Source organism: Rathayibacter sp. AY1D2, from assembly GCF_002932695.1.
Lineage (GTDB): Bacteria > Actinomycetota > Actinomycetes > Actinomycetales > Microbacteriaceae > Rathayibacter.
In genome coordinates, this window is the sequence record NZ_PSVX01000003.1 from 73,721 (window position 1) to 96,848 (window position 23,128).

A 23,128-nucleotide genomic window follows, 5' to 3' on the forward strand; every position below is an offset into this window, starting at 1 on the left:
CCCTCGTGGTCATCGATCCGAACGAACCGTACGTCCTCGCCGCCCCCTCCGTGGTCGCCGGCCTGGACTATTGGCGCGAGCTCGAGATCAAGCAGCAGCCGCAGTGGCCCGATTCGGAGGCCGTGCGAGCGGCGTCCGCCGAGGTGGCCGCGCTCCCTCCGCTGGTGTTCGCCGGCGAGGTGGACCAGCTGCGCGAGCGTCTCGGAGCCGCGGCCCGCGGCGAGGCGTTCCTCCTGCAGGGCGGCGACTGCGCCGAGACCTTCGCCGGAGCGACCGCCGAGCAGATCCGCAACCGCGTCAAGACCGTGCTGCAGATGGCCGTCGTCCTGACTTACGGCGCGAGCATGCCCGTCATCAAGATGGGCCGGATGGCCGGCCAGTTCGCGAAGCCGCGCTCGAGCGACCTCGAGACCCGCGGCGACGTGACCCTGCCCGCCTACCGCGGCGACATCGTCAACGGCTACGACTTCACCCCGGAGTCGCGCGCCGCGGACCCGCGCCGCATCGTGCAGGGCTACCACACCGCCGCCTCGACGCTGAACCTCATCCGCGCCTTCACGCAGGGCGGATTCGCCGACCTGCGCCTCGTCCACTACTGGAACAAGGGCTTCACCGAGAACCCGCAGAACCAGCGCTACGAGCAGCTGGCCCGCGAGATCGATCGCGCGGTCAAGTTCATGGTGGCGTGCGGGGCCGACTTCGAGGGCATGAAGCGCACCGAGTTCTACACCGGCCACGAGGGCCTGCTGATGGACTACGAGCGCCCCATGACGCGCATCGACTCGCGGACCGGCACGCCGTACAACACCTCCAGCCACTTCATCTGGATCGGCGAGCGCACCCGCGAGCTCGACGGCGCTCACGTCGACTTCCTGTCGCGGGTGCGCAACCCGATCGGCGTGAAGCTCGGCCCGTCGACCACGCCCGAGACGATGCTCGAGCTGATCGACAAGCTCGACCCCGAGCGGGAGCCCGGTCGCCTCACCTTCATCACCCGCATGGGTGCCGGGAGGATCCGCGACGCCCTCCCGCCGCTGCTCGAGGCCGTCAAGCGGAGCGACGCCCTGCCGCTGTGGGTGACCGATCCGATGCACGGCAACGGGCTGACGACGCCGACCGGCTACAAGACCCGTCGCTTCGACGACGTGGTCGACGAGGTCAAGGGCTTCTTCGAGGCGCACCGCGCCGCGGGGACGCACCCGGGCGGCATCCACGTCGAGCTCACAGGCGACGACGTCACCGAGTGCCTCGGCGGCTCGGAGCACATCGACGAGGCGACGCTCGCCACCCGGTACGAGTCGGTCTGCGACCCGCGCCTCAACCACATGCAGTCGCTCGAGCTCGCGTTCCTCGTGGCGGAGGAGCTCCGGGGCCGCGCGATCTGATCCGACCCCGACCGCCGGTCGAGTCCCCGCCGAGGGGCTCGACCGGCGGCGTCAGGTCGTGATGGTGATCGACAGCTGGATCGTCGTGCCGCGCTGCACGAGATCGCCGGCCTTGTTGGACTGGTTCGTGACCTTGGTCAGCTCGTTCGGCGCCGCGTCGATCAGCGGGCCGAGCGTCGTCAGGGAGTAGCTCCACGACAGGTCCGCCGCCTCGAGGGCCGCCTTCGCCTCGTCGCGGTTCATCCCCACGACGTTCGGCACGGCGACGGGCTCGGGCCCCTTCGACACGACGACCGAGACGGTGTCGCCGGTCACGGCGGGCGCCTCCGGGTTCGCCTGCGTGAGGACGACGCCCGCGGCCACGGTGTCGCTCCAGTCCTCGCCGCTGCGGTCGAGGGCGAGACCGGCCGCCTCCGCCTTCGCCGTCGCGTCGTCGATCGAGAGGCCGACGACGTTCGGGATCGGTCCGAGACTCACCACCATCGCGATGGTGCTGGTCTCGGACATCGTCTCGGGCAGCGCCGATCCGTCAGGCAGCGAGGCGGAGACGACCACACCCGCGTCGACGTCGGCGTCGAAGATCTTCGAGACGTCGCCGACGGTGAAGGAGCCGCCCGTCACCGCGGCGGCAGCGTCGGCCTCCGAGAGGCCGGCGAGCGACGGGACCGGCAGCTGGCGCGGCCCGCTCGAGACGGTCAGCGTGATGACGGAGCCCTTGTGCACCCCCTGCCCGCCGGGCGGATCGGAGCTCACCACCGTCCCTGCGGGCACGGTGAGGTCGGGAGTCTCCTGCGGCTGCACCTCGAAGCCCTGCGCCTGCAGCTGGGCCGTCGCGTCCTGCTGCGACTGGCTGACGACGTCCGGGATCGACACGATCGCGCCGGGTCCCTCGCCGAACCACCAGGCCGTCCCGCCGCCGATGAGCGCCAGGAGGAGGACGACCACCGTGAGCAGGACGCCGCGGCGCCGTCGGACGCGGCGCCTGCTCGCGAGCCGGGCGACGGTGTCGTCGTCCTCGTCGACCACGAGCACCGCTCCGGGGGCCGGCGCCGGGTCGAAGACCGAGGTCTGCCCGGGCTCCGCCGTATCGAAGACGGCCGTCGCGGGCGCCGGATCGGCGACGGGCGCCGGGAGCGGGGTGACCGCCTGCGTGTCGCCGCGGCGGTCGCTCGGTGTGATGCCCATGAGCCGCTCGGCCTCGAGCAGCTGCGCGAGCATGACACCGGCGTCGCGGGGCCGCATGTCCGGGTCGCGCTCGGTCGCCCAGAGGACGAGCTCGTCGAGCGAGGTGGGGACGGAGGCGACCGTCGCGCTGGGGTACGGGACGGAGTCGTTCGCGTGCTGGTACGCGATCTGCATCGGCTGCTCGCCCGTGAAGGGCTGCTCTCCGGTGAGCATCTCGTAGATCATGATCCCGATGGCGTAGATGTCGCTGCGGGTGTCGGCGGTGCCCCGCGTGACCAGCTCGGGGGAGAGGTAGGCGATCGTGCCGAGGAGGGCCTGGCCGGAGGCGGTGTTGGCGGAGGCGGCGCGCGCGAGGCCGAAGTCGCCGATCTTGATCCGGCCGTCGTCGGCGAGGAGCACGTTCTCGGGCTTGAGGTCACGGTGGAGGATCCCGGCGCGGTGCGCGGCGGCGAGACCCGAGAGCACGGAGTGCATGATGTCGACGACCTGCTGGGCGGTCAGCCGGCCGCGCTCCTTCAGCAGGTCGCGCAGGGTGATCCCGGGGAGGTACTCCATCACCAGGTAGGCCATGTCCGAGTCCTGGCCCTGGTCGAAGACGCTGACCACGTTCGGGTGGGCGAGACGGGCGGCGGAGCGCGCCTCCTGGACGAAGCGGTTCTTGAACGTCGCGTCGTCGGAGAGGTGGCCGTGCATGACCTTCATCGCCACGCGGCGCTCGAGGCGCTGATCGTGCGCGAGGTAGACCGTCGCCATGCCGCCGCGGGCGATCCTCGAGCGCACCTCGTACCGGCCGTCGACGAGACGGCCGAGGAGAGGGTCGAGCTGGCTGGTGGTCACGCGACGAGTCTAGGCAAGACCCCCGGGGGAACCGGTGAGCGACGCCCGGGCGGCGCAGGACGGGCCCGACTCCTTCTCCGGACGCCCGCAGTTGGCGGCCCTCCGGGCTCGTGGCAGTCTTGACGCGTGACCGACTCGTCCGCTTCCCCCGCCACCTCGACCGATTCCGAGCTCGAGTGGCTGACCGTCCCCGACCTCGTGGAGCTGACCGGGCTCGGCGCCGGCCGGGTCCGCCGCCTCCTCGAGGAGCGCCACCTGCTCGGCACCCGCCGCGACGGCGTGCTGAAGGTCCCCGCCCTCTTCCTCCGCGACGGGGAGCCGATGAGCGAGATCCGCGGCACCGCGATCCTGCTCGCCGACTCCGGCTTCACCGACGACGAGGCGGTCGACTGGATGCTGACGGTCGAGGAGAGCCTGGGCACGAGCCCGATCGTCGCCCTCCGCGCCGGGCGCAAGGCCGAGGTCCGGCGGGTCGCCCAGGCCCTGGCCTGATCCCGCCGGTCCGCTCCTAGGAGGTGCGGACCGTGACCTGGGCGGCCAGCTCGCGCAGCTCCCTCACGCCCTCCGTGCGGAGCGGCGCGTCGGGGAGGACCGCGATCGCCGCGGCCACCTCCTGGTCGATGCGCTCCTCGAGCCGCTCGAGGGCGCCGCTGCCCGCGATGATCTCCTGCGCCCGCGCGATGGACGCCGCGTCGGCGTCGCTCCGGCCCACGACCGCGTCGAGCTCGGCCCGCTCGTCCGGCGAGCACGCGCTTCGGGCGAGGCCGAGCAGCACGGTGCGCTTGCCCTCCCGCAGATCGTCGCCGGCCGGCTTGCCCGTCACCGCCGGGTCGCCGAAGACTCCGAGGACGTCGTCGCGCAGCTGGAAGGCGATCCCGACCGGGAGCCCGAAGCGGCGCAGGGCGTCCAGCTGCGCGTCGTCGCCGCCGGCGAGGGAGCCGCCGATCACCAGCGGCGCCTCGATGCTGTACTTCGCGCTCTTGTACACCACCACCCGCTCCGCCCGCTGCAGGTGCTCGTGCTCGGGGTGCTGCACCCATGCGCTCTCCTCGAGGATGTCGAGGTACTGGCCCAGCGTGACCTCGGTGCGCATCAGGTTGAACTCCGCGCGCGCGCGCTCGGCTGCGACTCGATCCCCGAGCGACCACTCCGCCGCGGCGAAGATCTCGTCCGACCAGACCAGGAGGAGGTCGCCGAGGAGGATCGCGGAGGAGCGGCCGAACTCGTCGCGGTCGCCGGTCCAGCCGCCGTCGGCGTGGAAGGAGGAGAAGCGCCGGTGGGCCGCGGGAGCGCCGCGGCGGGTGTCGGAGTTGTCGATCACGTCGTCGTGGACGAGGGCGGCGGCGTGGAACAGCTCCAGCCCGGCGCCCACCCTCGCGATCGGATCGGAGCCGCTCGGATGGGCCTCGCTCGAGGTGCTCGACACCGCGTTCCAGCCCGCCTCGCAGAAGCGCGCGCGGAACCGCTTGCCCCCGCTGAGAAAGTCCCGCGAAAGGTCGCCGAGGGCGGAGACGTCCTCTCCTATGGAGCGCAGAATTGGCGTGCGCCCGGTGAGGAATTCATCGATTCGGAGCTGGACGCGATCGACCAGTCGAGAGCTGTGGTTCACCCGACCAGCCTATGCACCGAAGGTGCCTGGTGCCTGCGTCGGGCTCGGTCTACACTGAAGCGCCGCCCGACCGGTCGAGCCCAGACGCCGCCTATTCCGGTGCCGATCCCCGAAAGGGTCGACGCCGCACCCTGAAGGGGTCACGATGCCGCTTTCGGAACACGAGCAACGGCTCCTCGATGAGATGGAGCGGAACCTCTACCAGAACGACGCCGATTTCGTGGCGGCGGTCGGCAAGGGGCGCGGCGGCACCAACTACCGGGCCCTCGTGCTCGGCATCCTGCTCGGCATCCTCGGTCTCGCCGTGCTCGTCGCGGGCGTGGTCGTGCGCCAGCCCCTCGTCGGCATCCTCGGGTTCGCCTTCATGCTCGGCGGCGTGATCGTGGCCATGCGCCCGGCCGCCGGCGGCGCCGCCGAGCCCGGCCTGCCCGACGTCGGCCGTCCGTCGAAGCCCCGCTCGGGCAACCGCCAGGGGTCCGGCTTCATGGACCGACTGAACGACAGATGGGACAACCGCGGAGACGGGCGCGGCTAGCCCCCCTCCGCTCCACCACAGGGTCGATCCTCACGGATTGGCCCTTTTTTCGTGCCCGCGGCCTCCCTCCAGCGACCTTCCCCCTCCACTTCGCCCCACTGTCGCGATTCCGCGGAAACACGCGGATGACCGGGGCCTCTCCGGCGCGCCCCGCGCCGCGCCGGGGTTGTGAGTGGGGGGAAGTGGAGTACTGTGGAGGACACACCATCCTTGGCCGGAAGAAGTGGGGGGCAGTCCGTGTTCCTCGGCACCTATTCCCCCAAACTCGACGAGAAGGGCCGCGTGATCCTCCCCGCCAAGTTCCGCGACGAGCTCTCCTCCGGAGTCGTCGTCACGCGCGGCCAGGAGCGGTGCCTGTACGTGTTCAGCCAGGCCGAGTTCGAGGTGATGCACGAGAAGATCCGGCAGGCGCCGGTGACCAGCAAGCAGGCACGGGACTTCCTCCGGGTGTTCCTCTCGGGCGCGAGCGCCGAGACGCCGGACAAGCAGAACCGCGTGACTCTCCCGGCTCCGCTGCGTGCGTACGCGGGCCTCGACCGCGACCTCACCGTCATCGGAGCGGGCAACCGCGCCGAGATCTGGGCGCAGGGCGCCTGGGAGACCTACCTGGAGGAGCAGGAGTCCGTGTTCTCCGACACCCAGGAGGAGGTGATCCCCGGCCTGTTCTAGGTCCTGTCGCGCGACTCCCAGCCACTCGGCGCCCGGACGCACCTTCCCCGGTGTCCGGACGCGAGGTGGATGGGGATCGGACGACAGGAACGGGAACGGCGGGACCGCCATGGCAGAGAACACTCCGAAGGGCGCTCCGCGCCCGACCGAGGAGCGGCACCTCCCGGTGCTGCTCGAGCGCTGCGTCGAGCTCCTGGCTCCGGCGCTGGAGCGCGACGGGGCGGTCGTCGTCGACGCGACGCTCGGCATGGGCGGGCACTCGCTCGCGCTGCTCGAGCGCTTCCCCGGCCTGCACCTCGTGGGCCTGGACCGCGACCCCGAGGCGCTGCAGCTCGCGGGGGAGCGGCTCTCCGCCCACGCCTCCAGGATCGACCTCGTGCACGCCGTCTACGACGAGCTGCCCGACGTGCTCGACGAGCTGGGCATCGACACGATCGACGGTGCGCTCTTCGACCTCGGCGTCTCCTCGCTCCAGCTCGACGAGACCGAGCGCGGGTTCTCCTACTCCAAGGACGCGCCACTCGACATGCGGATGGACTCGACCGCCCCGCTCACGGCGGCGAGCATCCTCGCCGACTACGACGAGACCGCCCTGCGCCGCATCTTCCACGAGTACGGCGAGGAGCGCCTCGCCGCGCGCTACGCCAAGAAGATCGTGGAGGCCCGCCGCGACGCTCCGCTGGAGCGCTCCGGCCGTCTCGTCGAGATCATCCAGGCGGCGACCCCGATCGCGATCCAGCGGAACGGCCACCCCGCCAAGCGCGTCTTCCAGGCGCTGCGGATCGAGGTCAACCAGGAGCTGTCCGTCCTCGAGCGGGCGATCCCCGCCGCGCTGGGCCGGATCAACGAGGGCGGGCGGATCGTCGTCGAGGCGTACCAGTCGCTCGAGGACCGGATCGTCAAGCGCGCGCTCCAGGCCGCGTCCTCCTCCACCGCCCCGGCCGGCCTCCCGATGGAGCTGCCGGAGCACCGACCCGAGTTCCGACTCGTCATCCGCGGAGCCGAGCTCGCCTCCGACGACGAGAAGGCCCGCAACCCCCGAGCGACACCCGTGCGTCTGCGCGCGGCCGAGAGGATCAGGAGCACCGCATGAGCGCCACCGCCGTCATCGACCCCGCCGTCATCGACACCGCCCGCCGAGCACGCCCCGAGGAGGAGGCGCCCCGCCCCCGCATCGAGGCCGTCCCGGCCGGTCAGGCGCAGTCGCGCCCGAAGCTCGTCTACGGGATCGTCGCCGTCGCCGGCCTCTTCGCGATCATCGTCGTCCAGCTCCTGGTGAGCGTCGGCCTCTCGCAGGGGGCCTACCAGATCTCGGCGCTGCAGACCGAGCAGAAGTCGCTCACCCGCAGCAACGCGGAGAAGCAGGACGCCGTCGACACGCTGAGCTCGCCGCAGAACCTCGCCACCGCCGCGCAGGGCCTGGGAATGGTCGCCAATACCGCGCCGGTCTACCTCCGCCTCTCGGACGGCGCCGTGCTGGGCGACCCCTCCTCCGCCGCGTCGAGCGAAGTCGCGGGCACCGCCTCCGCGCCGCTCGTGCCCAACGCCCTCGTCCCGGCTCTCCAGCCCGGCGCGAGCGCGTCCTCCCCGGCTGTCGACGGCGCGGCCGTACCGTTGCAGGGCGAGCTGCCCGCGCCCATCACGCACTGACGCACGGCGTCGCGGTCCGCCTCCGTGCGGGCACCCGCCTCGCGGGGCGCACGACGACCATCCGGACCCGACGAACGGCGGCCCGCCCGCCCGGAGCAAGAAGGACACCGCCGCAGTGAGACACCACCGCTCGAGCAGACGCCGCACGGCCGTCACGTTCGTCATCATCGTCGCCGTCGTCGGACTCTTCATCGGCAAGCTGGTGGACATCCAGATCGTGCGGGCGAACGAGCTCACCGATGCGGCCGCCCAGAACCAGTCGAACAGCGTCGTCACCTACGGCCAGCGCGGCCCCATCGTGGACCGCTCCGGGACGGTGCTCGCGGACACCACCACGCGCTACCGGCTGACGACCTCGCCGAAGAACGTGGCCGAGTTCCCGCGCGAGCTGGGCGAGGACCAGAAGGTCATGGTCAGCGTGCAGCAGGCCGCCTCCGAGATCGGCGCGATCACCGGGCAGTCGGTCGAGCAGATCACCGGAGCGGTGGACGCCGCGCTCGCGAAGGACGCGAAGGCCAACTACCTGATCCTCTCGGAGGGGCTCGACCTCGAGGCCTACCAGAAGCTCGTCGCGCTCGACATCCCGTGGACCTACTTCGAGACCCAGCAGGGACGCAGCTACCCCAACGGCGCGGTGGCCGGCAACCTCGTCGGCTACGTCGGGGCGGACGGAGCGGCCCAGGAGGGCATGGAGTACGCGGAGAACACTTGCCTCGCGGGGCAGAACGGGTCCGAGAGCTACGAGCGCAGCGCCGACTACGTCCGGATCCCGGGCAGCACCGTCTCGGAGACCCCGGCCGTCGACGGCGGGACGCTGAAGCTCACCATCGACTCCGACCTCCAGTACTACTCCCAGCAGGTCCTCTCGCAGCGCGTCGCCGAGGTCGGCGGCAGCTACGGGATCGTCGTGGTGCAGGAGGTCAAGACCGGCAAGCTGCTCGCCGTGGCCGAGACGCCGACCGTCGACCCCAACAACGTCGAGGCGAGCGCCTCCGCAGACCGCAGCTCGCGCGCCTTCCGCGCGCCGTTCGAGCCGGGCTCGACCTTCAAGCCGATGACGGCCGCGATGCTGATCGACCAGGGCCAGGCGGGCCCGACGACCCAGGTCGTCGTCCCGGACTCCTTCGAGAAGGACGGCGCCTCGTTCAGCGACGACTTCGCGCACACCCCGACGAACTACACGCTGACCGGCATCCTCAAGGACTCGTCGAACGTCGGCATCTCGATGCTCGGCTCCCGCCTGTCGGCCCAGACCCGCTACGACTACCTGCAGAAGTTCGGTCTCGGCACGCCCACCACGAGCGGCTTCCCCGGCGAGGAGGGCGGCCTGCTCGCCGACTACCAGGACTGGGACAACCAGACGAACTACACGACGATGTTCGGCCAGGGCGTCTCGGCGACCGCGGTGCAGGTCGCGAGCATCTACCAGACGCTCGGCAACGGCGGAGTGCGGCTCCCGTCGCAGCTGATCGACGGCTGCACCACGGCCGACGGCTCCGTCGTGGACGTCCCCGATGCGACGGGCACCCAGGTGGTGTCGAGCTCGGCCGCGAAGCAGGTCGTCGACATGCTGCAGACGCACTACAACGAGGGCTGGCTGGCGAACGACATCCACGTCGACGGCTACAACATCGCCACCAAGACCGGTACCGCGCAGCAGCCCGACGGGAAGGGCGGTTACTCGAAGAGCTACACCGTCTCACTCGCCGGGCTCGCGCCTGCGGAGGACCCGGAGTACGTCGTGACGGTCACCATCGCCGATCCGGTTAAGATGAACACGTCCCAGGCGACGGCTCCCGTCTTCCAGCAGGTCATGACGCAGGTGCTCAAGACCAACCGGGTGGAGCCGTCCACGGTGCCGCCCGTCGAGTACCCCACGACGTGGTGAGCCCCGCCGGGACCACGATCCACGCACCAGAACGAGAGAAAGAGCGGGCAGTGCACGACCCTCGCCCGCAGTCCTCCCTCCGCCCCGAGCACCCCGTGCCGCGGAGCCTCTCGCAGCTCGTGGCCGAGTTCTCCCTCGGCCCGGTCCGCGGCCTCGAGGGCGTCGAGGTGAGCGGAGTCACGCTGGACTCGAACCAGGTCGAGTCCGGAGACCTCTACGTCGGTGTCGCAGGACGCCGTGCCCATGGCGCGGCCTTCGCGTCCGCTGCCGCGGCGTCCGGAGCCGTCGCCGTGCTGACCGACCCCGCCGGAGCGGAGCTCGCCGCCGACAGCGGCCTGCCCGTGCTGGTGACTCCCGACCCGCGGGCCGCCCTCGGCGACGTCGCCGCGTGGATCCACCGGACCCGCGAGGACGTCCCGACGCTCTTCGGCGTGACGGGTACCAACGGCAAGACGAGCGTCGTCTACATCCTCGACGCGCTGCTGCGCCGGCTCGGAGTCGTCTCCGGCCTCAGCTCCACCGCCGAGCGCCGGATCGGCGACGTCGCCGTGGTCAGCTCGCTGACCACTCCCGAGGCGAGCGAGCTGCACGGCCTGCTCGCTCGGATGCGCGAGTCCGCCGTCCGCGCGGTCTCCATCGAGGTGTCGGCGCAGGCGCTCACGCGGCACCGGATCGACGGCCTCGTCTTCGACGTCGTCGGCTTCACGAACCTCAGCCACGACCACCTCGACGACTACTCCGATCTGCGCGAGTACTTCGAGGCCAAGGCCGACCTCTTCGAGCCGGAGCGCGCACGCCGCGGCGTCGTCACGGTCGACAGCGCCTGGGGGCGCGAGCTCGCCGAGCGCAGCCGCATCCCCGTCGCGACGCTCGCCGGCTCTCCGGTCGTCGGAGTCGCCCCGACGACGCCTGCCGACTGGTCGATGACGGTGCTGGACGCGACGCCCGACAGCACCACCTTCCGCCTGGAGGGGCCCGAGAACCGCTCCGTCGTCGTCACCGTCTCGCTGATCGGCTGGTACATGGCGTCCAACGCGGCGCTGGCGATCGTGATGCTGGTGGAGTCGGGCTTCGACCTGGACGCCGTCGCGCACGCGCTCGAGGACAGCCGTCTCGACGTCTACATCCCGGGCCGCGCCGAGCTCGTCTCGGGGGAGCGCGGACCGCGCGTCTACGTCGACTACGGCCACACCCCCGACGCGTTCCAGAACGCGCTCGAGGCGCTGCGGACCATCACGCCCGGCCGCCTGTTCATGGTGTTCGGGGCGGACGGGGACCGCGACACGACCAAGCGGAGCGACATGGGCGCCATCGCCGCCCGCCTCGCCGACGTCGTGGTCGTCACCGACTTCCACCCGCGCTGGGAGGATCCGGCCGCCATCCGCGCCGCGCTCCTCCAGGGCGCCCGGGCCGCCGTGCCCGACCGGGAGATCCACGAGATCGCCGACCCGCGCGCCGCCGTGCGCGCCGCCGTCGCCCTCGCGCGCGAAGGGGACTCGATCCTCTACGCCGGGCCCGGCCACGAAGACCACCAGGAGATCGCAGGAGTGCACATGCCGTATTCGGCCAGAGACGACGTCCGTCACGCGCTGCGCGAGGCGGGCTGGCTGTAGATGATCGCCCTCACCCTCACCGAGATCGCCGAGGCCGTCTCCGGACGCCTCCACCTGGCCGGCTCGTCCGCCACGGCCGCCACCGTGATCGACGGAGCGACCGAGACCGACTCCCGCGAGATCGCGCCCGGCGGGATCTTCGTCGCCAAGCGCGGCGAGCACACCGACGGCCACCTCTTCGCTCCCGCCGCTCTCGAGCGCGGTGCCGCGCTCCTCATCGTGGAGCGCCCGCTCGACCTCGACGTGCCGCAGGTCCTCGTCGACGACTCCGTCGAGGCGCTCGGAGCGCTGGCGACCGAGGTCGTCCGGCGCGTCCGCGCGAAGGGCGGGCTCACCGTCATCGGCGTCACCGGCTCGAACGGCAAGACGACGACCAAGAACCTCCTCCGCACCGTCCTCGAGCGGGTCGGCGAGACGGTCGCTCCGCGCGGATCCTTCAACAACGAGGTCGGCGCGCCGATCACGATGCTCCAGGTGTCCGAGTCGACGCGCTTCCTCGTCGCCGAGATGGGCGCGAGCGCGGTCGGCGAGATCCGCCGCCTCGTCCGGATGGCCAGGCCCGACGTCGGCGTCGTCCTCGCCGTGGGCCTCGCGCACGCCGGCGAGTTCGGCGGGATCGAGCGCACGCTCGAGGCCAAGACCGAGATGGTCGCCGACCTCACCTCCGACGACGTCGCCGTGCTGAACGCCGACGACGGCCGGGTCGCCTCGATGGCGGGCCGCACCGCCGCCCGGGTCCTCTGGTTCGGCCGCGGCGAGAGCGCGGACGTCCGCGCCGTCGACATCGACGCGACCGCCGACGGCACCCGCTTCGCCATCGAGGTCTCGGCGGGGGAGGGCCGCGAGGCCGCTCGCGCCGAGCTCCTGCTGCGCGTCCTCGGCGAGCACCACGTGATGAACGCCCTCGCGGCGACCGCCGCCGCGCTCTCTGTCGGAGTGGCGCTGCCCGCGATCGTCGAGGCTCTCGCGACCGTCACCCTCGCCGAGCGCGGCCGCATGGAGGTCCTGGGCGGCGAGGACGTCCGCGTCATCAACGACGCGTACAACGCGAGTCCCGACTCCACCGCGGCCGCCCTGCGCACCCTCGCCCAGATCGCGAAGCCCGGGGGGCGCACCGTCGCCGTCCTGGGAGAGATGAGCGAGCTCGGCGAGTGGGCCGACGAGGAGCACGAGCGCGTGGGCCTGCTGGCCGTCCGCCTCAACATCTCCCAGATCGTGGTGGTGGGCCGAGGCGCCCGCCGGATCCACGTCGCGGCCGAGCGCGAGGGATCGTGGAGCGGCGAGTCCGTCTTCGCGGAGACCTCCGACGAGGCGTTCGACCTCCTCGAGGACTACCTGCGACCCGGCGACACCGTGCTGGTCAAGTCGTCCAACTCCGCGGGGCTGCGCTTCCTCGCCGACCGTCTCGGGGAGCGTCACCGATGAGGGCACTCCTCCTGTCCGGCGCGTTCTCCGGAGCCTTCACGCTCCTGATGACGCCCCTGTTCATCCGCCTCTTCCACCGCCTGCAGTGGGGCCAGTTCATCCGCGAGGACGGACCGAAGTCGCACCACGTCAAGCACGGCACGGCGACGATGGGCGGCATCGTCATCATCATCGGCACCGTGGTCGGCTACTTCCTCGGGATGCTGTTCGGCAACCGGGCGATCGCGCCGTCGGCCCTGCTGGTGCTCTTCATGATGGTCGGGCTCGGGCTCGTCGGCTTCGTCGACGACTTCCTGAAGACCCGCAACCAGCGCAGCCTCGGCCTCGGCGGCTGGGCGAAGATCGCCGGCCAGGTCATCGTCGCCGCGGCCTTCGCGGTGATCGCCATCATGGTCCGCGACTCCAACGGGCTCACCCCCGCGTCCACCTCGATCTCGTTCATCCGCGACCTGCCGTTCGACTTCGCCTCCCTCGGCTGGATCGGCATCGGCCTGTTCGTGCTGTGGATCTGCATCATCGTCACCAGCACGTCGAACGGCGTGAACGTCGCCGACGGGCTCGACGGACTCGCCACCGGGTCCTCGATCCTCGCGATCGGCTCCTACGTCATCATCGGGTTCTGGCAGTCGAACCAGTGGTGCTTCGACCAGCACCTCAACCCCGAGGTCGTCGACAAGTGCTACCAGGTGAGCGACCCGTTCGACCTGGCCATCATCGCGGCGGCCGTCTCCGGCGCCCTGGTGGGCTTCCTCTGGTGGAACACCTCGCCGGCGCAGATCTTCATGGGCGACACCGGCTCGCTCGGCCTCGGCGGCGCGCTCGCGGCCCTGGCGATCCTCACCCGCACCGAGCTGCTGGTCATCCTCATCGGCGGCCTGTTCGTCATCGTGACCGGCTCGGTCATCCTCCAGCGGATCTACTTCAAGCTGACCCGGGGCAAGCGCATCTTCCTGATGAGCCCGCTCCACCACCACTTCGAGCTCAAGGGCTGGGCCGAGATCACCGTCGTGGTCCGGTTCTGGATCATCGCCGGCATCTTCGTCGCCGCCGGAGTCGGGCTCTTCTACCTGGAATGGCTGTCGCTGGCATGACCGATCCCGCCCGTCCCGACTCCCTCCGCAGCTGGCACTCGGACTGGCGCGGCCTGCGCGTCGCCGTGCTGGGCCTGGGCGTCACCGGGTTCTCGGTGGCCGACACCCTGACCGAGCTCGGCTCCGAGGTGCTGGTCCTCGCCGACCGCGCCGATGAGGAGCGCGAGCGCCTGCTCGAGGTGATCGGCGCCCGCCTGCACCGGGCCGACCGCCTCGACTCCGCTCCGGAGGAGCTGCACGCGTTCTCACCGGAGCTGGTCGTGGTGTCGCCCGGCTTCCGGCCGACGCACCCGATCCTCGTGTGGGCGGCGGAGTCCGGGATCCCCGTGTGGGGCGACGTCGAGCTCGCCTGGCGCGTCCGCGACAAGGTCGTGCGCGCCGACGGCACTCCGGCCGACTGGGTGGCCGTCACCGGCACCAACGGGAAGACCACGACCGTCCAGCTCACGGCGACGATGCTCGTGGCCGGCGGCCTCCGCGCCGCCCCCTGCGGCAACATCGGCGTGCCCGTGCTCGACGCGGTCCGCGACCCGCAGGGCTTCGACGTCCTCGTCGTGGAGCTCTCGAGCTACCAGCTGCACTACCTGGGCGCGATCGAGCCGATCGCGAGCGCGTGCCTCAACATCGCCGACGACCACCTCGACTGGCACGGCTCGTTCGACGCCTACCGCGCGGCCAAGGGCAAGGTCTACGCCGGCACTCGCGTCGCCTGCGTGTACAACCGCGCCGACGCGGCGACCGAGCAGATGGTCCTCGACGCCGAGGTGGTGGAGGGCGCCCGGGCGATCGGATTCGGCCTCGGCGTGCCCGGCCCGAGCGACTTCGGGATCGTCGACGGCATCCTCTGCGACCGCGCCTTCCTCGAGGACCGCCGCACCAGTGCCCTCGAGATCACCACCGTGGACGAGCTCGCCGCTCGGAACCTCGCCGCTCCGCACATCGTCCAGAACGTGCTCGCCGCGGCAGCGCTCTCCCGAGCGTGCGGGATCGAGGTCACGGCCGTCCGCACCGCGCTGGCGTCCTTCGAGCTCGACGCCCACCGCATCCAGGTCGTCGCCGAGCACGACGGGGTGACCTGGGTGAACGACTCCAAGGCCACGAACCCGCACGCCGCCGACGCCTCGCTGCGCGCGTACCCGTCGGTCGTCTGGGTCGTCGGCGGCCTGCTCAAGGGCGTCGACGTGGACGCCCTCGTGGCCGCGCACGTCGGCCGCCTGCGGGGCGCCGTGGTGATCGGCGCCGACCGCTCGGCGCTGCTCGCGGCATTCCGACGACACGCGCCCGCCCTCCCCGTGAGCGAGGCGGTGCCGGACGACACTGGTGCGGTGATGCAGGCGGCCGTCGAGGCGGCCGCGACGCTCGCCCGCTCGGGGGACGTCGTCCTGCTCGCACCCGCCGCGGCCTCGATGGACCAGTTCCTCGACTACGCGGCTCGGGGCCGCTCCTTCGCGGCCGCCGTGGCGACACACCTGGGAGGGGGAGCCGATGACCGCTCCGACGACGAGCCGCCCCGCGGGCCGCTCGCGCACTGAGCCGCGCGGGAAGGACCGGAGCGGGGCCCGCTCCGCGCGGATCGTCCTCTCGAAGGTCTTCGCCTCCCACTCGCCGAACTTCTACCTCCTCTTCGGAACCACGCTCTTCCTGGTGCTGTTCGGACTGACGATGGTGCTCTCCTCCTCGTCGGTCACCTCCTACGTGTCGAGCGACGACTCCTTCGGGGGCTTCCTGCGCCAGGGCGGGTTCGCCCTCCTCGGGATCCCGATGATGCTGGTGGTCTCGCGGCTGCCCCTCGGCGTGTGGAAGCGCGTGACGCCGATCCTGCTCATCGCCGGCTGCGTCCTCCAGTGCCTCGTGCTCTTCACACCGCTCGGCGACTCCGTCGGCGGGAACCGCAACTGGATCCGCCTCGGCGCCTTCAGCATGCAGCCCTCCGAGATCATCAAGCTCGCGCTCGCCCTCTGGCTGGGGCTCCTGCTCGCCCGCCGCTACCGGTCGCCGAAGGACTGGAAGGACGCGCTCATCCCCGTCCTGATCGTCGGCGGCGCAGCGATCGGACTGGTCCTCATCGGAGGCGACCTGGGCACGGTCGTGATCATGGCGGGCATCGTCCTCGCCGCGCTCTTCTACGCGAACGTCCAGATGAAGGTCCTCGTGCCGATCGTGGTGGTCGGCGCGATCGGAGCGGTGCTGTTCGCCGTCTCCAGCGACAACCGCCTCACCCGGATCATGTCCTTCCTCGGCGACTGCTCCAACGTCGAGGAGTACCAGAACTCGTGCTGGCAGCCGGTGCACGGCACCTGGGCGATGGCCTCCGGCGGGATCTTCGGCGTGGGCCTCGGCAACTCCAAGGCCAAGTGGTCCTGGCTGCCCGCCGCGGACAACGACTACATCTTCGCCATCATCGGCGAGGAGCTCGGGCTGATCGGAGCGATCGTCGTCCTGGCGCTGTTCGTGGTCCTCGCGGTCGCCTTCTTCCGCGTCATCCACGCGTCCTCCGATCCGTTCGTGCGGATCAGCACCGGCGCGATCATGGTCTGGCTGATCGGCCAGGCGTTCGTCAACATCGGCGTCGTCCTGGGGGTGCTCCCGGTGCTGGGGGTCCCGCTGCCGCTGATCTCCTCCGGAGGCACCGCCCTGCTCAGCTCGCTCCTCGCCATCGGCGTCGTCCTCTCCTTCGCCCGCACTCAGACCGCGCCCCTGCCCGGCGCGGGCGTGCTGCGCCGCAGGAAGGCGGCGGCGGAGTGACCCGCTACCTCCTCGCCGGCGGCGGCACCGCCGGCCACGTCAATCCGCTGCTCGCGACGGCCGACGAGATCCGCAGGCGGAACCCGGACGACGAGGTGCTCGTGCTCGGCACCGCCGAGGGGCTCGAGGCCCGCCTCGTCCCCCTCCGCGGCTACGAGCTCTCGGTGATCCCGCGGCTGCCGTTCCCGCGCCGCCCGAACGCGGCGGCGCTGCGGTTCCCCGGAGCCTTCCGTGCGACCATCGCCGGCATCGTCCGGACGATCCGCGACCGGCGGATCGACGCGGTGGTCGGCTTCGGCGGGTACGCGGCAGCACCCGCCTACCTGGCGGCGCGCCGCGCCGGCGTCCCCTTCACCGTCCACGAGGCCAACGCGCGCCCCGGGCTCGCCAACCGTCTCGGCGCGCGCGCGACCCGCTCGGTCGGCGTGGCCTTCGAGGGCACGCCCCTGCCGCACGCGCGGGTCGTCGGCATGCCGCTGCGCCGCGAGATCGCCGAGCTCGACCGGGCCGCGCGCCGCGACGAGGCGATGGCGGCGCTGGGCCTCGACCCGTCCCGGCAGACCCTCCTGGTCACCGGCGGCTCCCTCGGCGCTCGACGGATCAACGCGACGGTGCACGCCGCCGCCCGGGATCTCGTCGCCACCGGCTTCCAGGTCCTCCACATCACGGGCGACCGCGCCGAGATCACGGACCCGGGGGTGGCCGGCTACCACCTCCTCGCCTACTGCGACCGGATGGACTTCGCGCTGTCCGCCGCGGACGTGGCCGTCTCCCGCGCGGGGGCAGCGACGGTCAGCGAGCTGACAGCCCTCGGTCTGCCTGCGGTCTACGTCCCGTACCCGGTCGGCAACGGCGAGCAGCGCTACAACGCGCGCGGCGTCGTCGACACCGGGGGAGCGGTCCTCGTCGAGGACGCCGCCTTCCTCCCCGGCTGGGTCCAGCGGGAGCTCGTACCGCTCCTGGGCGACACCGCCCGTCGCGACGAGATGGCGCGCCGGGCCGCCCGCGTGGGAGTCCGCGACGGCTCCGGGCGGCTCGTCGACCTGATCGAGTCGACCCTCTCCGAGCCGCGCTGAGCCCGCTCCGCGCGGCTCGGGAGAGCACTCCCGCCCACCGTCTACACTGATCCGGCGCACCGCGGGAGGCCCCTCCCGCCCGCCGCGACCCACCCGAAAGCGAGAGCCCCGTGATCAAGCCCGACCTCGGCATCACCGTCCCCGACGAGCTCGGCTCGGTCCACTTCATCGGCATCGGCGGCTCCGGGATGAGCGGGATCGCCCGGCTGTTCCACCACGCCGGGCACCGGGTCACCGGGTCCGACGTCCGCGAGTCCCACCCCATCGAGCAGCTGCGGGAGCTCGGCGTCCCGGTCGCCATCGGCCACGACGCGGCGAACCTCGGGGACGCCGAGGCGGTCGTCGTCACCTCCGCCCTGTGGCCCGACAATCCCGAGTACCTGCTCGCGAAGGAGCGCGGCCTGCCCGTGCTGCACCGCTCGCAGGCCCTCGCCTGGCTGGTGCGCGGCAGGCGCCTGGTCGCGGTGGCCGGAGCGCACGGCAAGACCACGTCGACCGGCATGATCGTCACCGGCCTGCTCGGCGTCGACGCCGACCCCAGCTTCGTCAACGGCGGCATCATCGAGAGCCTCGGCACCTCCTCCGCCGCCGGCTCCGGCGAGGTCTTCGTCGTCGAGGCCGACGAGTCGGACGGCAGCTTCCTCCTCTACGACACCGCGGTCGCCCTCATCACGAACGTCGACCCGGACCACCTCGACCACTACGGATCGCTGGAGGCGTTCGAGGAGGCCTTCGTCACCTTCGCCTCCTCCGCGAGCGAGCTCGTCGTCATCTCCTCCGACGACCCCGGCGCCGTCCGCGTCACCGAGTGGCTGGTCGGCGGACGGGTGCTGACCTTCGGCGAGGCCGAGGGGGCGGACGTCCGCGTCGTCGACCTCGACCTCGTCGGCCCCGTCGGCTTCTCGGTCGAGTACGAGGGCAGGCGCTACTCGGCCCGCCTCCGCATCCCCGGCCGTCACAACGCGATCAACGCGGCCGGCGCGTTCGCAGTGCTGGTGGGCCTGGGCTTCGATCCGGCCGCCTCGCTCGAGGCCGTGTCGGCGTTCGGAGGCACGGAGCGCCGTTTCGAGCTGCACGGAGCGGTCCGCGGAGTCAGCGTCTACGACGACTACGCCCACCACCCCACCGAGGTGGCCGCCGCCCTTTCCGCCGCGCGCACCGTGGTCGGCGAGGGCCGCATCATCGCCGTGCACCAGCCGCACCTCTACAGCCGCACCCGCCTCTTCGCCCGCGAGTTCGCCGAGACGCTCGAGCGCTACGCCGACGAGACGATCGTCCTCGACGTCTACGGGGCGCGCGAGGATCCGGAGCCCGGAGTGACCGGAGCGCTGGTCAGCGAGAAGTTCGCCGACCCGTCGCACGTCTCGTTCGTCCCGGACTGGGCGGAGGCGGCCCGCCTCACGGCCGGCATCGCGCGCGAGGGCGACTTCGTCATCACCCTCGGCTGCGGCGACGTCTACCGGATCATCCCGCAGGTGCTCGAGTCGCTCGGCGCGAGCGAGGCCGCGCCGGTCGCACGATGACCGCGGTCCTCGCGCCCGAAGCGGGGGAGCGGCCGTGAAGCGGCCCGACGGCGGACGCCCTCCGGCGCCCGGTCGGAGCGTCCCCACGCGCGGCGGCGAGCCGGAGCCGGACACCGAGCCGATCCGGATCGTCTCCGCGATCCGCGTGGACCCGGAGCCGGCCGAGCGCACTCCGTCGCGCGCGGGCGCGGTCCGCCGCACCCTCTCGGGCCTGCGCCTGCCCGGAGCCGAGAACCGGGCCGTCTCCCGGGCCGCCCGCGAGCGGAGGCGCTACGAGCGGGGGGAGGTCCGCCGCTTCACGAAGCGCGCGCGTCGGCGCCGCCTGATCGCCCTGGTCGTGGCCGGGTCGCTCGTCGCCCTCGCCCTCATCGTCGGAGTCGCGGCCTTCTCGCCGCTCATGGCCGTGCGCACGATCGAGATCTCGGGCACCCAGCGCGTCGACGCCGCCGCCCTGCAGAGCGAGCTCGACGACCAGCTCGGCGTCCCGCTCACCCTGGTGGACCGGGACGAGGTCGGCCGCGTGCTGGGCGCGTCCCCGCTCATCCAGAGCTACTCGGTGCAGACCCGGCCGCCGAGCACCCTCGTGGTGTCGATCGTCGAGCGCACGCCCCTCGGCGTGATCGCGGCGGGGGGCCGCTTCGAGCTCGTGGACGCGGCCGGAGTCGTCATCGAGACGGCGGACTCGGCGCAGCCCGGCTACCCGGTCCTCACCACCGCGTCCGGCGACGCCTCGGGAGCCGGCTTCCGCGCGACCGCGCGGGTGCTGCGCTCCCTGCCCGCGTCGCTCGCTCCGCAGGTGACGGCCGCCACGGCCACGACCGGCGACGACGTCTCGCTCACCCTGCAGAACGGCACGGAAGTCGTCTGGGGCGGGTCGGACGAGTCGGCGCTCAAGGCCGTCGTGCTCGAGAAGCTGATGGCCGCGACCGACCCCGCCGTCGTCGGCACCTACGACGTGTCCTCGCCCCAGGCCGCCGTCGTGGCGCCCCGGCCTTGACCGGCGGCGGATCCGCGCGTTCTTTCGAGCGTTGCGGGCGTGTCTGCTGGGAGCGCGACCGGACTCCGCCTACCGTCGGAGCCGAACCCCAAATGCATACTCAGCATAACTTTAAGCCTCAACTACAGGTTTAAGGTTCAGCCCGGAGGCCGGAGACGTGACTTCAAACCAGAACTACCTCGCCGTGATCAAGGTCGTCGGCATCGGCGGAGGCGGCGTCAACGCCGTCAACCGCATGATCGAGCTCGGCCTGCGCGGTGTCGAATTCATCGCGATCAACACGGACGCCCAGGCGCTCCTGCTCAGCGACGCCGACGTCAAGCTCGACGTGGGCCGCGAGCTGACCCGCGGACTCGGCGCCGGCGCCGACCCCGAGGTCGGCCGCCGCGCCGCCGAGGACCACGCCGAGGAGATCGAGGAGGTCCTCGCGGGGGCCGACATGGTCTTCGTCACCGCGGGCGAGGGCGGCGGCACCGGCACCGGCGGCGCGCCCGTCGTGGCGCGGATCGCCAAGTCGATCGGCGCCCTCACCATCGGCGTCGTGACCAAGCCCTTCGGGTTCGAGGGACGCCGTCGGCAGACGCAGGCCGAGGCCGGCGTCGCGACGCTGAAGAACGAGGTCGACACGCTCATCGTCGTTCCGAACGACCGCCTGCTCGAGATCAGCGACCGCGGCATCTCGATGCTCGAGGCCTTCGCGACCGCCGACCAGGTGCTCCTCGCCGGCGTCCAGGGCATCACCGACCTGATCACCACGCCCGGCCTGATCAACCTCGACTTCGCCGACGTGAAGTCGGTCATGCAGGGCGCGGGCTCGGCGCTGATGGGCATCGGCTCGTCGCGCGGCGCCGATCGCGCGATCAAGGCGGCCGAGCTGGCCGTCGCCTCACCGCTGCTCGAGGCCAGCATCGACGGCGCGCACGGCGTGCTCCTCTCGATCCAGGGCGGCTCGAACCTCGGCATCTTCGAGATCAACGACGCGGCGCGCCTCGTCCAGGAGGCGGTGCACGCCGAGGCGAACATCATCTTCGGTGCCGTGATCGACGACACGCTCGGCGACGAGGTGCGCGTCACCGTCATCGCCGCGGGCTTCGACGGCGGAGAGCCGGGCGGGACCGCTCAGGCCGCGATCGCCCAGCCGCGCCAGCAGCAGAGCTCGGCGAGCGAGTCGGCCGTTGAGCCCGTCCCGGCTCCCGCCGCGGCGCCTGCGGCCGGCTCGATCTGGTCGAGCACCCCCGTCGCCGCCCCGGCCCCTGTCGCCGACCCGTCCTTCGACGACGACGACAGCGACCTGGACATCCCCGACTTCCTCAAGTAGTCGTGCCGGATCCGGAGCTGGCCGCGCGCTGGGCCGAGGTCTCCGAGCGGGTCGCCGACGCGACCCGCTCGGCCGGTCGCGAGGCGTCCTCGGTCACGACCATCGTGGTGACCAAGTTCCACCCCGTGTCGCTGCTCCGCGACCTCCTCGAGCTGGGCGTCGTCGACTTCGGCGAGAACCGGCACCAGGAGGCGCAGGAGAAGTCGGCCGAGCTGGCGGGGACCGCTGCGCGCTGGCACTTCATCGGGCAGCTCCAGAGCAAGAAGGCGCGCCAGGTGCGCCGCTACGCCGACGCGGTCCACTCCGTCGACCGGCTCGCGCTCGTCCCGCTGCTGGAGGCGGGGGAGGAGCCGCTCGACGTGTTCCTGCAGGTCAACCTCACCGAGGATCCCGACCGCGGGGGAGCGTCGCCCGCCGACGTCGAGCCCCTCGCCGAGGCTCTCGCCGGGGCGCCCGGCCTCACGCTGCGCGGCGTGATGGCGGTCGCTCCGCTGGACGAGGAGCCCCGTCCGGCTTTCGCCCGGCTCCGGTCGATCTCCGACCGCGTGCGCGCCGTCGAGCCCTCCGCCACGGCGATCTCGGCGGGCATGTCGAACGACTTCGCCGAGGCGATCGCGGAGGGTGCGACACACCTGCGAATCGGATCGGCAATCACCGGAGAACGCCCCGCCCGCACCTAACCTCGTGGTGACCCACCTGTGGGAGCACACACGACACGGAGGACACCCCATGGCCAACCCGCTGAAGAAGACGATGGTCTACCTCGGACTCGCCGACGAAGAGGTCGAGTACGAGCGCGCAGAGCCCGTCGAGGCGGCCCCGGCGACGGTCCACCGCGCACCGGTCTCCCCGGTGCAGCCCGTCCCTCCCGTCGAGCCGGTGCAGCAGCCCCGCGCGACGGTCACCCCGCTCCGCAAGCCCACCCCCCAGACCCCGAAGGCGACGGCACCCGCCGAGATGAACGAGATCCTCACCGTCCACCCGAAGCAGTACCGCGACGCGCAGGTCATCGCGGAGAACTTCCGCGACGGCATCCCCGTGATCATCAACCTCTCGCAGATGAGCGATGCGGACGCCCGCCGCCTCATCGACTTCGCGAGCGGACTCTCGCAGGGCCTCTACGGCCGCATCGAGCGCGTGACGAGCAAGGTCTTCCTGCTCTCGCCGTCGCACATCACCGTCGCCGGCGACTCCGCCTCCGCCGAGAGCGACGCCGACGCGTCGTTCTTCGCGAAGTCCTGATCCCGGGGAGCCCTGGCCCCCGGTGACCTCCGTCGTCTCGCTCCTCGGGAGCGTCCTGTACTTCGTGCTGCTGCTCTACTTCTTCGCGATGTGGGCGCGGTTCGTGCTCGACCTCGTCCGCGTGATCCGACGCGACTGGCGCCCCCGCGGTGCCGGCCTCGTCGCCGCGGAGGGCGTCTACACCGTCACGGACCCGCCGATCGGCTTCTTCCGACGCCTGATCAAGCCGGTCTCGATCGGTCCGATCGCGCTCGATTTCGGCTGGAGCCTCACCATGCTCTGCGTCATCGTGGGCATGTACATCGCCACGTGGCTCCAGCGCGCCTGACCGTCCCTGTAT

21 protein-coding genes are annotated in these 23,128 nt (G+C 71.9%); 19 read left to right on the forward strand and 2 right to left on the reverse strand.

Translation table 11 applies throughout. From position 1 onward, the window contains the following. Positions 1–50: 50 nt before the first annotated feature. Complete coding sequence (locus C5D04_RS01475; protein ID WP_104295653.1) at positions 51–1,385, forward strand: class II 3-deoxy-7-phosphoheptulonate synthase; 1,335 nt, start codon at positions 51–53, stop codon at positions 1,383–1,385. 51 nt (positions 1,386–1,436) lie between these two features. Here the strand turns inward: C5D04_RS01475 and pknB are convergent, their stop codons facing one another. Then, complete coding sequence (pknB, locus tag C5D04_RS01480) at positions 1,437–3,407, reverse strand: Stk1 family PASTA domain-containing Ser/Thr kinase (protein ID WP_104222582.1); 1,971 nt, start codon at positions 3,405–3,407, stop codon at positions 1,437–1,439. 126 nt (positions 3,408–3,533) lie between these two features. On the opposite strand from pknB, the gene C5D04_RS01485 reads away from it, so the two are divergent. Continuing rightward, positions 3,534–3,899 (forward strand): Rv2175c family DNA-binding protein, encoded by a 366-nt coding sequence (locus C5D04_RS01485; protein ID WP_104222583.1) that lies wholly within the window; start codon positions 3,534–3,536, stop codon positions 3,897–3,899. Positions 3,900–3,915: 16 nt separating this feature from the next. Here the strand turns inward: C5D04_RS01485 and C5D04_RS01490 are convergent, their stop codons facing one another. Then, on the reverse strand, positions 3,916–5,016 hold the full coding sequence (locus tag C5D04_RS01490) for a polyprenyl synthetase family protein (RefSeq protein WP_104295640.1): 1,101 nt from the start codon (positions 5,014–5,016) through the stop codon (positions 3,916–3,918). 145 nt (positions 5,017–5,161) lie between these two features. Here C5D04_RS01490 and C5D04_RS01495 point away from each other — a divergent pair, with 145 nt between their 5' ends. The 17 genes from C5D04_RS01495 to C5D04_RS01575 all read left to right on the forward strand — a co-directional run bounded on the left by C5D04_RS01495 (position 5,162) and on the right by C5D04_RS01575 (position 23,116). Then, positions 5,162–5,551, forward strand: coding sequence for a DUF3040 domain-containing protein (locus tag C5D04_RS01495; protein WP_104295641.1), 390 nt, complete (start codon positions 5,162–5,164; stop codon positions 5,549–5,551). A gap of 237 nt (positions 5,552–5,788) precedes the next feature. After that, positions 5,789–6,220, forward strand: a complete 432-nt coding sequence (mraZ, locus tag C5D04_RS01500; protein WP_104295642.1) for a division/cell wall cluster transcriptional repressor MraZ — start codon at positions 5,789–5,791, stop codon at positions 6,218–6,220. A 109-nt stretch (positions 6,221–6,329) separates the two neighbouring features. Then, complete coding sequence (rsmH, locus tag C5D04_RS01505; RefSeq protein WP_104347098.1) at positions 6,330–7,313, forward strand: 16S rRNA (cytosine(1402)-N(4))-methyltransferase RsmH; 984 nt, start codon at positions 6,330–6,332, stop codon at positions 7,311–7,313. Then, positions 7,310–7,870, forward strand: a complete 561-nt coding sequence (locus C5D04_RS01510; RefSeq protein WP_104222588.1) for a hypothetical protein — start codon at positions 7,310–7,312, stop codon at positions 7,868–7,870. The genes rsmH and C5D04_RS01510 overlap by 4 nt, the downstream gene beginning before the upstream one ends. Before the next feature lie 115 nt (positions 7,871–7,985). Then, on the forward strand, positions 7,986–9,758 hold the full coding sequence (locus C5D04_RS01515) for a penicillin-binding protein 2 (protein ID WP_244229623.1): 1,773 nt from the start codon (positions 7,986–7,988) through the stop codon (positions 9,756–9,758). A gap of 50 nt (positions 9,759–9,808) precedes the next feature. Continuing rightward, positions 9,809–11,371: a Mur ligase family protein gene (locus tag C5D04_RS01520; protein WP_104238697.1), complete on the forward strand. Its 1,563-nt coding sequence runs from the start codon at positions 9,809–9,811 to the stop codon at positions 11,369–11,371. Further along, the gene (gene murF, locus C5D04_RS01525) at positions 11,372–12,796 is read left to right on the forward strand and encodes a UDP-N-acetylmuramoyl-tripeptide--D-alanyl-D-alanine ligase (RefSeq protein ID WP_104347099.1); all 1,425 of its coding nucleotides are present in this window, start codon (positions 11,372–11,374) and stop codon (positions 12,794–12,796) included. Then, on the forward strand, positions 12,793–13,887 hold the full coding sequence (mraY, locus tag C5D04_RS01530) for a phospho-N-acetylmuramoyl-pentapeptide-transferase (RefSeq protein WP_104222591.1): 1,095 nt from the start codon (positions 12,793–12,795) through the stop codon (positions 13,885–13,887). The genes murF and mraY overlap by 4 nt, the downstream gene beginning before the upstream one ends. Beyond that, positions 13,884–15,419, forward strand: coding sequence for a UDP-N-acetylmuramoyl-L-alanine--D-glutamate ligase (gene murD / locus C5D04_RS01535; protein ID WP_104347100.1), 1,536 nt, complete (start codon positions 13,884–13,886; stop codon positions 15,417–15,419). Before mraY ends, murD begins: the two co-directional genes overlap by 4 nt. Next, positions 15,373–16,632, forward strand: a complete 1,260-nt coding sequence (gene ftsW / locus C5D04_RS01540) for a putative lipid II flippase FtsW (RefSeq protein ID WP_104222593.1) — start codon at positions 15,373–15,375, stop codon at positions 16,630–16,632. The genes murD and ftsW overlap by 47 nt, the downstream gene beginning before the upstream one ends. After that, entirely contained in the window at positions 16,629–17,708 is a 1,080-nt protein-coding gene (locus C5D04_RS01545; protein WP_104347101.1) for a glycosyltransferase, read from the forward strand. Before ftsW ends, C5D04_RS01545 begins: the two co-directional genes overlap by 4 nt. A gap of 110 nt (positions 17,709–17,818) precedes the next feature. After that, complete coding sequence (murC, locus tag C5D04_RS01550; RefSeq protein WP_104292472.1) at positions 17,819–19,231, forward strand: UDP-N-acetylmuramate--L-alanine ligase; 1,413 nt, start codon at positions 17,819–17,821, stop codon at positions 19,229–19,231. A 34-nt stretch (positions 19,232–19,265) separates the two neighbouring features. Beyond that, positions 19,266–20,228: a cell division protein FtsQ/DivIB gene (locus C5D04_RS01555; RefSeq protein WP_104292473.1), complete on the forward strand. Its 963-nt coding sequence runs from the start codon at positions 19,266–19,268 to the stop codon at positions 20,226–20,228. Between the two features lie 157 nt (positions 20,229–20,385). After that, positions 20,386–21,546 carry a cell division protein FtsZ gene (gene ftsZ, locus C5D04_RS01560; protein WP_104292474.1) on the forward strand — a complete coding sequence of 387 codons (1,161 nt, stop codon included), beginning with the start codon at positions 20,386–20,388 and terminating at the stop codon, positions 21,544–21,546. Positions 21,547–21,548: 2 nt separating this feature from the next. Further along, complete coding sequence (locus C5D04_RS01565; protein ID WP_104222598.1) at positions 21,549–22,226, forward strand: YggS family pyridoxal phosphate-dependent enzyme; 678 nt, start codon at positions 21,549–21,551, stop codon at positions 22,224–22,226. Positions 22,227–22,275: 49 nt separating this feature from the next. Further along, the gene (locus tag C5D04_RS01570) at positions 22,276–22,788 is read left to right on the forward strand and encodes a cell division protein SepF (RefSeq protein WP_104292475.1); all 513 of its coding nucleotides are present in this window, start codon (positions 22,276–22,278) and stop codon (positions 22,786–22,788) included. Between the two features lie 22 nt (positions 22,789–22,810). Next, complete coding sequence (locus C5D04_RS01575) at positions 22,811–23,116, forward strand: YggT family protein (protein WP_258059242.1); 306 nt, start codon at positions 22,811–22,813, stop codon at positions 23,114–23,116. Positions 23,117–23,128: the final 12 nt, after the last annotated feature.

What these genes read in the sequence shown, in the direction of transcription:
- C5D04_RS01570 (WP_104292475.1), top strand. Translation starts at nt 22,276, where the DNA reads ATGGCCAACCCGCTGAAGAAGACGATGGTCTACCTCGGACTCGCCGAC.
- ftsW (WP_104222593.1), top strand. Translation starts at nt 15,373, where the DNA reads ATGACCGCTCCGACGACGAGCCGCCCCGCGGGCCGCTCGCGCACTGAG.
- rsmH (WP_104347098.1), top strand. Translation starts at nt 6,330, where the DNA reads ATGGCAGAGAACACTCCGAAGGGCGCTCCGCGCCCGACCGAGGAGCGG.
- mraY (WP_104222591.1), top strand. Translation starts at nt 12,793, where the DNA reads ATGAGGGCACTCCTCCTGTCCGGCGCGTTCTCCGGAGCCTTCACGCTC.
- murD (WP_104347100.1), top strand. Translation starts at nt 13,884, where the DNA reads ATGACCGATCCCGCCCGTCCCGACTCCCTCCGCAGCTGGCACTCGGAC.
- C5D04_RS01495 (WP_104295641.1), top strand. Translation starts at nt 5,162, where the DNA reads ATGCCGCTTTCGGAACACGAGCAACGGCTCCTCGATGAGATGGAGCGG.
- C5D04_RS01510 (WP_104222588.1), top strand. Translation starts at nt 7,310, where the DNA reads ATGAGCGCCACCGCCGTCATCGACCCCGCCGTCATCGACACCGCCCGC.
- murF (WP_104347099.1), top strand. Translation starts at nt 11,372, where the DNA reads ATGATCGCCCTCACCCTCACCGAGATCGCCGAGGCCGTCTCCGGACGC.